A 13,808-nucleotide genomic window follows, 5' to 3' on the forward strand; every position below is an offset into this window, starting at 1 on the left:
ATTTTCTCCTTATTCCGGCTCCATTTATATTTTGTATAATGGCCACTGCCTATTTTAATTCTTTTTCTTCTTTTCTTAATCCCTGTACTCTGAAAACTTCATCTCATACAATTCATAACAACACTTACCATCATTTCTTTTTCATTGGGATTAGATTCCGCAATCATAATCGTCAAAGCTACAAGTGTACGGTCATCAATGGTTTTTTTGCCATCTTTAAATAAAGCTCCATTTTTATCCAGAAAGTACAAAAACATGGCTGCCGCTATTCTTTTGTTTCCATCGGAAAAACTGTGGTTCTTTGTTACAAAATATAATAAATTTGCAGCTTTTTCCTCCAGTGCAGGATATAAATCTTCCCCGGCGAAACTCTGATAAATGGCTCCAATGCTTCCTTTAAAGGAGTCATCTTTTTCATTGCCAAACAGGGAACTGTCATCTCCAAATTTCATACTGTCAATTACTTTTCTGCATTCTTCGTAAGTCAGAATATAAGCTGCCCGGCTTCCTTTTGGGCGCATCATATTCTGATGGTCGTATGCGTCCAGCAAATCTAACGCACAGCTGTACTGCTCAATTACATTTAAAACCTGTTTTTCATCAAAACTGTTTTCTGCTTTTTTCATAAACTTAATTTTCCTCATAAAACTCCAATATGTTTTGGAGCTTTGTTTTTATATTTATCAGTTATGTAAACTGCGGTATCCAAGCTCCGTCAGAATATCCTGGATTTCATTTTGTTTCTGAGAGGAATATGCATAAATAACGATATTATCTTTATACATAACAACGCTGTATTTTCCGTCTTCATTGAAGCTGAATATTTTCCCGCCATTTTGAAGATCATTTTCATATGCTTCCCGTTCATCCGGTTCCAGTTCCTTGGAAATGTCATACGAAATACGGTTATAAACACCGTCCGTTGTTTCTCCATTTGAGTATTCATAAAATTCAAAGGCTGTATTTTCCCTGATTCCGGATACCACATACATCAGTTTGCTTTCATCAATGAACCAATATGTTGTGGGCATATCTGCTGTTTCAAATCCTCTTTCAGACAATATCGCATTTACCACCGTGGCATCAACCTTTTCTGATATCATCTTTTCTGTCTGATTTGAAGAGCTGTTTTGCAGGTTAAATCCAATGATGATTACCAAAACAGAAAGCCCCGCCACCATACAGATACGGGCAATTACTTTATGATTAAGAAAGATGCTTTTAATCAATAAAAATCCTCCGCCTATAAAAAGAATTAGCGGAATAATCATAGGGAAAATAAAGGATGTTTTATAAAAATTTACAATTCCCCGGATTGAAAATGCACTGGTTATAAAAAACAAACATCCATATGAGAAAAACATAAACGTCAGCCCCAGAATAACCCCCAGCATATTAAACGACACTTTTTTTGGTCTTCTGCCTTCTTTTTTTCTTTCCGGAAGCAATATCCATATAAAAAACAAAGGTATTGCAATAAAAAATAATCCAAAAAAGATTTTAAATGTATTGCTGCCGGGACCTGATAAAATAGCTTCTCCCGGATTATCCGGATCGTAGTAAATATCTCTGGCAGTACCCCTTTCAGGTACAGCACCTACTCCCATATCTGTTGAAATCTGATATTGTTGTCCGTCCACATAATAATGATAAATCAGCCGATAGGTATCATTCGTACTTCTTCTTTTTGCTGCGCTGTACTCTCCTTTTGAATATATCTCATAATCGTACAAATAACCTTCCGTTATTTCATAATCTCTGGATACAGCGCCGGTTTCCACTGCTCCTTTTATTCCCCAAAATAGGAAAAAAACACCAATTACTAAAGCCGTTATAATCAAACATAATGTTCCGGCAATCTTAACCTTCATTTCTTCATTCCTCGTCAAATTTTAACTCTGCCACTTATAAAGAAATAAAAATAGGCAAATCCTTTTTTCTCTCATATCATCAATACATAATAGATATTTGTAATGTATTCCATCTGATCTTCATATGTAGCTGTACGCTTTACTGTTTTGTTAAAAACAGTCCAGTCTAACAATGAACTTTTGTCATACACAGAGCTTACTGATTAGTTTCACATATTTTAATTCCAAACTACATGTTTTCTTTTATCTTTTCTACCAGCTCTAAATCTGCGGGCAGCCAATCTACACTATCCAATTCTTCTTTAGAAAGCCATTTGGCATCTTCGTGTTCCTTCAAAACCAAATCCCCGGAAATAATTTCGGCCCAGAAGCATTCCATGGATAAATGAAACGTGGGATAATCATATTCAACACAATGCAGTTTTTCTCCTACAGAAATCGTTGTGTCAAGTTCTTCCTGGATTTCTCTGATCAATGCTCTCTTTGGTGTTTCACCAGGCTCTACCTTGCCTCCTGGGAATTCCCAGCCATCTTTAAACTCACCATAACCTCGCTGAGTTGCAAATATTTTGTTATCATTATGTATAATCGCTGCAACCACTTTTACTGTTTTCATTCTTTCTTTTTCCTAACTACTTTTTAACCGATAATGTATTGATAAATATCCTCTCTCACCGGAGTATCTAACATCCACTCAATTTCTACCGCTGTTTTTGTTGTATTTGCCATACAAATTTCTTCTGCTTTTCCGGATGCAGTCATTCTCCCAAGATAATAAAATTCCTTTGAGATCTTGTCATCTTTATTCTTTCGAACAAATAACTGAACATCAATCCCTCTTTCCCTGGCACACAAAAAATTCTGAACATCCTCTGATTCCAATGACCTTCCCGATTTAGAAATAGCAATTAATGTATTCGCATTTACAAAATGGTCCTCATACTTTGTCGTATCGCTAATATCATCAGATTTATCATAATTAATAAATACTGGGAATGTTTTTGTTTTTTTATCATATTTATACCCGCCGATATTTAAAGGCACTTCATTATTTTCCCAGTTGAGAAGACGGCATACATCCTCATACGTATACTTTTGATACAAAACAAAATTTGTATCCTGGTATCTCTTACTATAATTTGCCTTATATCTGGAAATCCCAAATTCGATCAACTCTTTTACTATTGTATAAAATTCCTGATTTTTTAACATCTCTGCAAAACTCTCAGCTATTCCATACTCTTCTCCCTCTTGCTCAATGAAAATACAAGAATCATATGTCTTCTTTCCTGAGCCCGACGGAAATTCATTGGTCATAACATTCACAATATTTTTCTGAGCATTTTCCTCCAGAGCAATATTATAATTTTCCTGCAAAATTTTCTTCAGTATACGAAAAATCCCATGCTGATACGACAATAGACGATTCAACATCTCAAGCTCATGGATTCGTTTTCCAGAAGCCAGTTTCTTAGAAATGAATTCAATCATTTTTTCTTCTTTTGCAGACAATCGAACTGTATATTCCTTCTCATATTTCACAAGAAATTTATAATACGAGCCCAAACTGCTATTATCAAAAATGCGGCATACATCCATCTCTCCATATGTATCAAAATCTTTAAGTTCAGGGATTCTTCCTAATTTATACTTTAAATTACAATAATTCTCTTTCATCAGTTTTATATCATTAAAGTTTGCCGCATCAATTGCCGCAAAAATTCGCTTACGGCTGATCTCATCAAAATGTATTGTTGATACACCTGGAATCACACGATCCCCTTCCATAACATATCTTCGAATATTATCTTTATTGTAGCTTCGATCACCAGAAAGAGCCATTGGTATCAAGAAATTCTTTTTGTAATTCCCGATAAAATCCAGTATTACAACAAACTCTTTATTTTGGGCTTTTCTAAGCCCCCGTCCTAATTGCTGTACAAAAACAATTGCTGATTCTGTGGGGCGCAGCAAAATAACCTGATTCACTTCCGGAATGTCTACACCTTCAGAAAAAATATCAACTGTAAAAATATAATCCAGATAATCTGTCTTTGACATCTTTTCTTCTGGAACCTCCATCACCAATCGTTCAATAACCGCTTCTCTTCTGGCGTCATTATCCTCTCCGGTCAGTGCCGCTGTTCTAAGCCCTCTTTCATTAAATTTTTGAGATAGCTTCTTCGCCTCTTCTTTTCTGCTGCAAAATATTAAACCTTTTACACGTTCCCCACTATAACCATAATATTTTGCCTGTTCAATCACATAATCTACCCGATTATCACTTGTTAGGCGATTGAATTTACATAGTCCCTCAGCCTGGTCATCATCTCCGATCATTTCTCCATTTACACTTAAATCTGTAATACCAAAGTAATGAAATGGACAAAGTAAATTTTCCTCCAAAGCCTGTTGCAGTCGTATCTCATATGCTATATTATGGTCAAATATTTCATAAACATCAAAACGATTCGTTTCAGGACTTGCCGTCATCCCCAGCCAAAAACCTGGTTGAAAATAATTCATAATCTTTTGATAACTATCCGCACCAGAATGATGTGCCTCATCCAGGCAGATTACAGAAAATATCCCTGGGTCAAATTCTTTTAAAATATTATCTTTGCTCATCATCTGCATAGTTGCAAATATCAGATCAGCATCCTTTATTTTTTCTATATCTTTAGAAGTATTTCCGGAAAGAAGAGCATATTTATAGAATGAACCATCTACACGTCGATTTCCAAATACTCTTTTATAACTAACCAGAGCCTGTTTTGCAATCTGCTCTCTATGTACAAGGAACAATACCTTTTCCGGATTCATTTCCCGTAATGCGAAAGCAGAAGCGTAAGTCTTTCCTGTTCCCGTAGCTGATATCAAAAGTGCTTTTTTCTCTTTATTTTTAATTAATTCCTTTATATTTTTCACAAATTCAACCTGCATCGTATTCGGCTGCAATTTATATTGATTCAGGGATACTGGCATTGCTTTTCTTGCTATTTTTTTCTGCTTCTTTATCAGCTCATATCTTATACGATAACTTTCAATAAAATCCTCATAAGCCAGGCTGTGTTCATCATTCCATAAAGCTTGAAATTCTCTCAAAATATCTCCCACAAGCTCTCCTGACTCATAACCCACAAGCTTTGTATTCCACTCACGATTTACCTTCAAAGCGCCTGCCGTCATATTTGCGCTTCCTACAATAATTCGATACACTTCTTCATTTTTGAAAATATATCCTTTTGTATGGAATCCATCTTTATCTTCATTGGTACAATACATTTTCAGTTCTATATTTGTCAAAGAATTTAATTTATCTAATGCTGCCGGATCATTAAATGCTAAATAATCTGTTGTAAGAATTTTTCCTTTAATACCTTTTCGTTCTAGCTCCTGAAATGTCTGTAATAAAGGCGTAATTCCACCCAGCGTAATAAAGGCAACACTAATATAAAATTTTTCACAATTCAATAGTTCCTGCTCAATTGCTGAAATCACACGTTTTCCGCGACTATCATCATTCGATACAAACTCTGGACGATATGCCAGATTAGAATTAATATCATTTTTTATAAATGCTGTTTTTAATCCATATAGCAATTCGTTACGATCTTTCATTTGTATATCCCTCACGTCTTTGTCTACATAAAATTCAAGTCTTGCTCTTGCGAAACTTAGTGCGGGATTCGGGTCAGCTTTGCTGACAACATTCTATTCCAAATCGCTGCACCTTAGCTCGGAGCGTATATCAGATGAGGGATTAACATCCGCCACTGATACCAATTTGTTACTCACTGCCTACAGAGGCGAAAGCCATCCCACTTCTGATATGATTTTATTATACACTACAATTCCAGTGCTAGCCACAAATTCCCCTGTTACAAATGTAAAAGCTCCTGTTACTCTGCAGCCTCCGCATATTTTTCTCATTAATTTTTATCATCCCCCATGATTCCATTCATAGAAAGATGTACTTTTAATCATTATCCTTATACATATCCTTCTCCCCTGCCGCTTATTTTATCATTTTTCAAATATGCAAAAAGAAAGTGCCCTGCGACACTTTCTCATAAACTACCTGCATTCTATTAAATTCAAACCCTTTAGCTTTCTGTTTCAGTCAGTATTTTTCTTACAAATCATACTCTTTGGGTTTCTTACCGGAAAAATCTGCGATTACCGCATGGGCCTCGTCCAGATAAAAAACCTCAAAAATAGGATTATCCGCCGTCTGATACTGTCCTTTTACAATGGGATTCTGAATACACATTTCTTTGACAGCCATATTATTCTCAAAAACTGCCTTGCCATGCAGACGGATCCATGCATAAGAAGAACTAGAAACTGTAATCTCAACATAAGGATTCGTCTGCATATCTTTAAATACATCCTTCTGATTATTTGTACAGAACCATAACTTTTTGTCCCTCTCCCCCATAAACATAAAGGGCCGGCATTTTGCCTTTCCGTCACGCCCTACTGTTGACAAATACTGTACCGGATTCTCGTTTAAAAATTCAACAACTTCTACCATCATAATTACCTCCATATTTTTAGTTTATTTCGTTTCGGGAAGTATCCCCTGTTCGTTTATCATTGTACCAACCCGCTGTTTTTCTGTGAAGTAAGCACTATATTGTGGCATAGTTACCTGGATGTAACAATTGGGATAAGCTGGCTTTTTTCGCACTTGACTCCCAATCTGCCCTTACTATAATATAAAAATATAAAACAAATCTACAGGAGTAATTGGAGGAAAGAATATGCAGACTGTCAAAAAGACTCTCCCCGCCTGCCCGGTAGAAACTACCCTGACTTTAATTAGTGATAAGTGGAAAGTTTTAATCCTCCGGGATCTTTTGACTGGCACCAAACGCTTTGGAGAATTAAAAAAATCCATTGGAAATGTCAGCCAGAAAGTACTCACTTCCCAGCTCCGTCAGATGGAGGACAACGGACTTCTGGTGCGTACTGTTTACCCGGAAGTTCCTCCCCGTGTAGAATATACGTTAACAGATGTTGGATATAGTCTGAAACCCATACTTGATGCCATGTGGGACTGGGGAACAGAATATAAAAAAAATATGTCAGAAATATAGAAAACTCCCGCCGCCGGTTAAGCCCCCTCATCTGCGTGATACTGTTACTAAGTGATACTATTGCTAAGTGATGCTATTGCTAAGTGATACTGTCACTAAGAAAATACACAAAGGATCCCTGCCATGAAACTTACACTTGAAATGCTTTTATATTTTACTTCTGATATTGAGTCTGTCATTCTAAAAACCTCAAAGTTTTCCGATGGTTTCACCAACGCAAAGCTCCTCTCAGTAAATCAGCCCATCCGGGAAGAATATTTATATATCGGATATCTCTCGGATATTTTAAACAAAAAGACTCTTCTTCATAACCGTATTACCGTATTTGCGGTTAATGATACCCCAGAGGACTGTCAGGAACCTGATTTTTCTTCTCTTGACTGTGGACTCATATTGGCTAAAAATACAACGGATATCTTTTACATTATGAACCGCATGGTAGAGTCTTTCAGCTTTGCAGCCGGGTGGGACAAGGATATGCACATTGCAGCCTTAGAAGGCCGCCCGCTCCAGAACTTAATTGATATCAGCGAAGATATTTTAAAAAATCCTTTGATTATTTTCGATCCCAGCTTTACCGTTATTGCACATACCAAACACATTCCATGCGAATATGAAGGGTTCAAAAGGACACTGGAAAAGGGATACACCGATGCCGAAACTATGGATCATGTCCGCCACAGAAATATATTTAAAAAACTGAAAAAGAACCGGCCCCTTATCGCCCCTTCAGCTTCATCAGATGAACTTGTTAATATCTACTACGCTTTTTACTCTGGGAAAACACTCCTTGGATACGCCTGTCTCTTTTTTAATAAGCTGCAGCCGCCCCGGGGATACCTGGATCTGCTGGGTCTGTTTAACGAAAATATAAACCTCTGTATGAAACGGGATTTCGCCAATCAAAGATACGGCCGGATGATGTATGAAACCTTTCTTGTAAATCTTCTGGATGCAAGGGGGCTCTCCAGAGAGCAGCTGGCGGAGCAAAGTAAAAATATTGACTGCCTGCCGGTAAACACCCGGTATGTACTTGGAGTCATTCAGTTTGAACGCAGTCAAAAGCCTCCTCTAACCTATCTGGCCCGCATTCTGGGGGCGGAAATGTGGGATGGCAGACCATTTATTTATCATCAGAGCATCTGTATCGTAAAGTCTCTTGAAAAATCCCATTCAAAAGATATTCTTTCAATGCTTCAGTTTCAAAGGATAGAAAAACTGATTGGAAATTTCAGCTTTCATATGGGCATCAGCAACGTTTTTGATGATCTTATGGATTTAAAATATGCCTATCGCCAGGCCTCATCCGCAATTGTCTATGGAAAAAGATCCGGAAAAATATGCAGTCTTTTTAAAGACCATTCTTATGAGTACCTGCTGGCCAATGCAGAAGACCAGATGCCTCTGACCTTTCTCCAGCCGGATTTTTATAAAGATCTGAAAATATATGATCAGAAAAACGGTTCCCGCTGCCTGCAAACCATTCTCACCTACTACGAATGCAGCTGTAACGCCACTCATGCCGGTCAGAAATTATTTGTTCACAGGAACACCGTGCGCAATATTGTGCAGTTTGTTTCTGAAAAATGGGAACTAGATCTTGAAAATACCGAAATCAAAAAGCTCTTTCTTTTATCCGGACTGATAGATCAATATAATAAGAGCTCTGAGAAGAAATAAGGCTTTCACCAGAATAAGGCTTTTTCTGCGATATCAAACACGCAGCAGAGCATCAAACATTCGCTGTGCACTCTGCACAATTCATACCTTTCAAAACAAAAAATCATGACGCCGCCGTCATAAACAACGTCTCTTTTCAATGCTATACTGATCCCAGCATTACACGAAAGGAGATCGTATATGAACAAAATAATTGAGGCAGATGTTGTAGTAATGGGCAGCGGCGTTGCCGGAATGGGGGCAGCTTACAAACTGGCAAATGCCGGCGGATTAAAGATCGCCGTATTTGAAAAATATCCTGCACAGGGAGGGGCCGTTTCTAACTGTCCTATGTGCTTTTGCTCCACACCGGATACTCCGGAAGCACAGAAAAGCGCTTATGAGGTACTGGCCCGTTTCTCAAACTACAGTGCCAATATGGGACTTATCAGCAAAGTGGTAAAATATTCTTCCGAATTTCCAGATCTGTTTTTAAACAAACTGAAAATCGAAGCACCTATGGTAGTAAACAGGGATCCTGCTGACTACGGCAATCAGCGGGGCTATACAATGGGGCACGCAAATGGTCTGGACGTGGGAGATATCTATTTTATCAACGGCCGCGGAAAAGGCCACGGCATGGCTCTGGCTCTCTTAAGACTCCGCTTTATGCTGGAAAAACAAGGGGTTGATTTTTATTTTTCAACACCAATTAAAAAAATTATAAGAGATGAGAAAACCGGAAAAATCACCGGTGCAGTTGCCTATGAAAAAGACGGCAGCCCCATTGATATCAAATGCAAAGCTCTGGTTGTTGCATCCGGCGGCATCAGCGGCAATATAGAAATGATGAAAGAAGAAGGCGTTCTCAACACAAAATTTGAAGACGCCTACAAAGATGGCGGTCAGGTATTAATTACATTTCCTGACAGCTGCCAGGACGGCGACGGTCAGAAGGCTGTCTGGGAAATCGGCGGCAAAAAAACCGGTATGGTTATCAGCGCAGATCCCCAGGTTCCAAATCCCGGCGTCCGCATTGGACCAAATACCCCGTGGCTGAACGCAAACCAGGTGAAAATTATTACAGAACAGCCATATCTGCGTGTCAATGAGCTTGGTAAACGTTTCATAAATGAAGAAATGGCCAGCAATCACACTGCCATTTCAACGGCCATTATTGAAAACAACACAAACATGGCCTGTTACATGATATTTGACGAAGACACTGCAAACTCCTTAAGCAAAGGTGTAGAAGACGGATACGTCTACTTTATTTTTAAAGGGGTAGCCATTCAGAACATTCGTGGACAGATGGATGAAGCCATTGCAAAAGGCAACCGGCATATGTGCCACTTCGACACTATCCATGAAGTCTGCGAATATATGGGCATCCATGAAGAAGGGCTTAGAAAAACCCTTGAGCGCTACAACAAAGCCGCTGAAACAGGCTTAGATGAAGATTTTAAAACCAATCCGAAATATATCAAACCGGTACGGGAAGAAAGCGGCCATATCTACTGCTTCCGGATCCTTTCAGGTGGATACGACACTCTGGGCGGTCTGGCTATTGATGAAAATGCCAATGTCATTGACAAAAACAATCTTCCAATTGAAGGATTATTTGCCGGCGGCGATATGGCAGCCGCAAGCCTTTACGGAAACCCGCCTTCCAATGCCGGAGGCGCTGTATTTGGATCTATGCCTATAGGAATGCTGGCAGGTGACTCCGCCGCAGCATATGTGAAAGGAGCGTTATAATTATGAAAATTGAACTTGCGGATTACTGTATCAGATGTGGTCTCTGCGAAGATCTCTATCCTGATCTCTATAAAAGAAACTATGAAGAGCACTGTATGGATGTATTGTACGAGGAAATCCCTCCGGAATTAGAAGAACGGGCTGCACAGTCAGCAGCTGACTGCGCCGTTGCGGCTATTCGCTTAAAATAAATATTTTTTCAGATACAGAAAACAAAAATCAAGCAGGGAGATTTCCACCATCAAGGAAATCTCCCTTTGCCTTTCTCAATATTTTATATCCCTTTGAAGTCTTAGGATAAGTATTTTTTTACAGCATTGCTCACTGCCTCCGGCACCCGCTCATCAAATGCCTCCGTAAGAATATAATCTTCCCTCAGCTCCTCCTCTGACACAAGGTCCGCCACTGCCTGGGCTGCCGCCAGCTTCATCTCATCTGTAATCTGTCTGGCCCGCCCTTCCAAAGCCCCTTTAAAAATTCCGGGAAATACCAGGACATTATTAACCTGGTTTGGAAAATCACTGCGGCCGGTGCCAACCACCCTGGCTCCTGCTTCTTTTGCCTCATGAGGCATAATCTCAGGCGTTGGATTTGCCATGGCAAACAAAATCGCATCTTTCTTCATGGCTGCTGCCATCTCTTTATTTACAATCCCGGGAGCAGATACCCCCACGAAAATATCAGCGCCTTTTAACGCGTCGGCCAGCGTTCCTTCCCTATCAGACCTGTTGGTGCTCTTTAGCATTTCTTTCTGCATCCAGTTTAATCCTGTTGACTTGCTGCACAAAATTCCATGGATATCACACATCAATACATCCAAAAATCCATATTTCAGGAGCAATTTGGCAATGGCGATTCCTGCGGATCCGGCTCCATTGATTACCACTGTGCAGGCTTCCTTTTCTTTTCCCACCACTTTCAGGGCATTGATGATTCCGGCAAGTACTATGATAGCCGTTCCATGCTGATCGTCATGAAATACCGGAATGTCCAGTTCCCGTTTCAGCCGCTCCTCGATTTCAAAACATCTGGGTGCAGAAATGTCTTCCAGATTAATACCGCCGAAAGCAGGCGCCACCGCCTTTACCACCCGGATAATCTCCTCAGTATCCTGGGTATCCAGACAGAGCGGAACCGCATTGACGCCGCCAAATTCCTTAAACAGCACTGCTTTCCCTTCCATAACCGGCAGGGCAGCTTTAGCGCCTATGTTGCCCAATCCCAGTACCGCGCTTCCGTCCGATACAACGGCAATGGTATTTCCCTTCATGGTATATCGGCAGACCTGCTTCTCATCTTCCGCTATTTTTCTGCAGGGCTCGGCCACCCCCGGCGTATAAGCAAGAGCCAGGTCTTCCCTTGTCCTGACGGACGCTTTTGCTTTGATTTCCAGCTTTCCTTTCCATTGTTCATGAAGCATCAGGGCTTTTTCATTGACTGTCATCTTCACACATCCTTTACATTACATTCTGAGGCGTCCCGTTCAGATATTTAGCTGCATTTTCAAATGCGATAACTGCTCTTTTGATCATAGCTTCCCTGCTGGCAAACGCCACATGAGGAGCAAGAACCGTATTTTTAGCAGTTACCAGGGGATGGCTCTTTGAAATAGGCGGTTCTGTTTCAAACACATCAATACAAGCACCTGCAATTTTTTCGCTGTTTAACGCATCCACCAGGGCCTGGCTGTCTATAACAGGTCCCCGCGCCGTATTAATCAATACGGCATTGGATTTCATCTTTGCAATCTTTTCCGCTCCAATCAGCCCCCGGGTCTCTGAATTGGAAGGTACATGAATAGATATGATATCGCTCTCTGCCATCAATTCATCCAGAGAAACATACTGTACCGGCACCGTCTCCTTTCTGCTCCGGCTGTATGCCAGTACCTGGCATCCAAATGCCGCCGCAATTTCTGCAACCCGGCTGCCGATGGCTCCTGTTCCAATGACGCCAAACTTCTTTCCCTCCAGCTCGCATCCGATGAGTCCATCCTTGGTTCCTTCATTTCTTGCCTCACGATCACAGGCCGCCAGATTCCGGTACAGCATAATAAGCATACCGAATACCAGATCCGAAACCGCCGCTGTAGAATAACCCGCACAGTTGCATACCATTACGCCATTTTGATCACATGCATCCCTGGCAATATGATCAATTCCTGTAAAAGCTACAGAAAGTAATTTTAATCTGCGCCATCCATGGATAACCTGCTCATTGATGGGATTATTGGCGGTAACAATAATCTCGGCATCTTTTCCCCGCTCAATAAGTTCTTCTGTGTCCGTGGTCTTGGTATCGTAATATACAATTTCCACAGAATCCTTCAGCGCACTGTGAGCCATATGTAAAAGTCTGTCCCGCTCAACTCCCAGCGGCTCGATGATTACTAATTTCATAAAAACATCCTTTCTTCTTCACTTTCTTCAATACCGTTTTTTCATATTGATCTCATTAATCAAAGGCTTTCCTCTTTCATACAGCCTGAGATTTTCGCAGAACATATGGACCGCCCGGTCTATATACGCTCTGCTGTCCGCCGCACAGTGAGGGGTGATAATCACATTTTCCATATCCCAAAGCACGCTGTCTTTCGCCAGAGGTTCCTCTTCAACGGTATCTAAAGCCGCTCCTCCGATCTGGCCGCACTCCAGCGCCTGGATCAGGTCCTCTTCCTTTACCACCGGCCCTCTGGCAATATTGATTAAAACCGCTGTGGGCTTCATAATCCTAAATTTTTCTCGCCCAAATAAATGTCTGGTCTCATCCGTGAGAGGCAGGACCACAATTACAAAGTCTGACTGCGCCAGCACAGTGTCCAGCTCCTCATTGGAAAATACCTCATCAAAATATGTCAGGGGCGTGACGGTCCGCTTTACCCCCAATACACGCATCCCCAGGGACTTTGATAATTTTGCAATCTCACATCCAATGGCTCCCGCCCCTATGATTCCAACGGTCATGCCTTCTGCCTCCAGGGGCTGGATGTCAAACTTCTTATCCCAGATATGTTTCATCTGCCGCCTGTAAAGCTCCTGGGAATTGCGCATAAAACTGATCATATATCCAATGGTAGTGAGTGCCATGGTTTTTCCATGGATGCCTTTCGCATTGGTCAATCTCACAGGAAGATGGCTGATGGGACCGTCCATAATAGGATTTACTCCTGCGGAAAAAGACTGGATCCATCTTAAATTCGCAGACCGGGCACAGTATTGTTCCGGCATAGGGCCGCTTCCTCCCCAGAGAAACAGTACCTCCGCATCGTATCCCCGCTCTATTGCCTCATCCTCACTGCCGCACCAGTATACCCTGCCTGTTATGCACGCCTGGATCTTTCTGATATGCTCCTTTGTTATCACCATGGGCGTCAGATCACTTTCTTTGTACATTACTAGAACATCTGCCATAACTTTCT

At 40.7% G+C, this 13,808-nt stretch carries 12 protein-coding genes; 4 read left to right on the plus strand and 8 right to left on the minus strand.

Going from position 1 to position 13,808, the window contains the following annotated elements:
- Nucleotides 1-98 precede the first annotated feature (98 nt).
- The 5 genes from OCV88_RS12735 to OCV88_RS12755 all read right to left on the minus strand — a co-directional run bounded on the left by OCV88_RS12735 (nt 99) and on the right by OCV88_RS12755 (nt 6,408).
- Nucleotides 99-626 (minus strand): type II toxin-antitoxin system death-on-curing family toxin, encoded by a 528-nt coding sequence (locus tag OCV88_RS12735; protein ID WP_158425818.1) that lies wholly within the window; start codon nt 624-626, stop codon nt 99-101.
- Between the two features lie 57 nt (nt 627-683).
- Nucleotides 684-1,871, minus strand: coding sequence for a DUF3592 domain-containing protein (locus OCV88_RS12740; RefSeq protein ID WP_158425819.1), 1,188 nt, complete (start codon nt 1,869-1,871; stop codon nt 684-686).
- Nucleotides 1,872-2,100: 229 nt separating this feature from the next.
- Nucleotides 2,101-2,487, minus strand: a complete 387-nt coding sequence (gene mutT / locus OCV88_RS12745; RefSeq protein WP_158425820.1) for an 8-oxo-dGTP diphosphatase MutT — start codon at nt 2,485-2,487, stop codon at nt 2,101-2,103.
- Nucleotides 2,488-2,510: 23 nt separating this feature from the next.
- On the minus strand, nt 2,511-5,492 hold the full coding sequence (locus tag OCV88_RS12750; protein ID WP_158425821.1) for a DEAD/DEAH box helicase: 2,982 nt from the start codon (nt 5,490-5,492) through the stop codon (nt 2,511-2,513).
- A gap of 514 nt (nt 5,493-6,006) precedes the next feature.
- The gene (locus OCV88_RS12755) at nt 6,007-6,408 is read right to left on the minus strand and encodes a pyridoxamine 5'-phosphate oxidase family protein (RefSeq protein ID WP_158425883.1); all 402 of its coding nucleotides are present in this window, start codon (nt 6,406-6,408) and stop codon (nt 6,007-6,009) included.
- A 229-nt stretch (nt 6,409-6,637) separates the two neighbouring features.
- On the opposite strand from OCV88_RS12755, the gene OCV88_RS12760 reads away from it, so the two are divergent.
- The 4 genes from OCV88_RS12760 (at nt 6,638) to OCV88_RS12775 (ending at nt 10,581) form a co-directional block, all read left to right on the plus strand.
- A complete protein-coding gene (locus OCV88_RS12760; RefSeq protein WP_158425822.1) occupies nt 6,638-6,973 on the plus strand; it encodes a winged helix-turn-helix transcriptional regulator in 336 nt (111 codons plus the stop codon).
- 123 nt (nt 6,974-7,096) lie between these two features.
- Entirely contained in the window at nt 7,097-8,653 is a 1,557-nt protein-coding gene (locus OCV88_RS12765; RefSeq protein WP_158425823.1) for a PucR family transcriptional regulator, read from the plus strand.
- Between the two features lie 180 nt (nt 8,654-8,833).
- Nucleotides 8,834-10,390, plus strand: a complete 1,557-nt coding sequence (locus OCV88_RS12770) for an FAD-dependent oxidoreductase (protein WP_158425824.1) — start codon at nt 8,834-8,836, stop codon at nt 10,388-10,390.
- Between the two features lie 2 nt (nt 10,391-10,392).
- Nucleotides 10,393-10,581 (plus strand): ferredoxin, encoded by a 189-nt coding sequence (locus OCV88_RS12775; protein WP_158425825.1) that lies wholly within the window; start codon nt 10,393-10,395, stop codon nt 10,579-10,581.
- Nucleotides 10,582-10,682: 101 nt separating this feature from the next.
- On the opposite strand, the gene OCV88_RS12780 is transcribed toward OCV88_RS12775, so the two are convergent.
- Genes OCV88_RS12780 through OCV88_RS12790 form a run of 3 tightly spaced genes read right to left on the minus strand, consistent with a single transcriptional unit; the run spans nt 10,683 to nt 13,800 of the window.
- Nucleotides 10,683-11,834 (minus strand): NAD(P)-dependent malic enzyme, encoded by a 1,152-nt coding sequence (locus tag OCV88_RS12780; RefSeq protein ID WP_158425826.1) that lies wholly within the window; start codon nt 11,832-11,834, stop codon nt 10,683-10,685.
- 13 nt (nt 11,835-11,847) lie between these two features.
- Complete coding sequence (locus OCV88_RS12785) at nt 11,848-12,789, minus strand: NAD(P)-dependent oxidoreductase (RefSeq protein ID WP_158425827.1); 942 nt, start codon at nt 12,787-12,789, stop codon at nt 11,848-11,850.
- A 27-nt stretch (nt 12,790-12,816) separates the two neighbouring features.
- Complete coding sequence (locus OCV88_RS12790) at nt 12,817-13,800, minus strand: D-2-hydroxyacid dehydrogenase (RefSeq protein ID WP_158425828.1); 984 nt, start codon at nt 13,798-13,800, stop codon at nt 12,817-12,819.
- Nucleotides 13,801-13,808: the final 8 nt, after the last annotated feature.

The organism is Brotonthovivens ammoniilytica (assembly GCF_025566885.1).
In the GTDB taxonomy this organism is placed as follows: domain Bacteria; phylum Bacillota; class Clostridia; order Lachnospirales; family Lachnospiraceae; genus Brotonthovivens; species Brotonthovivens ammoniilytica.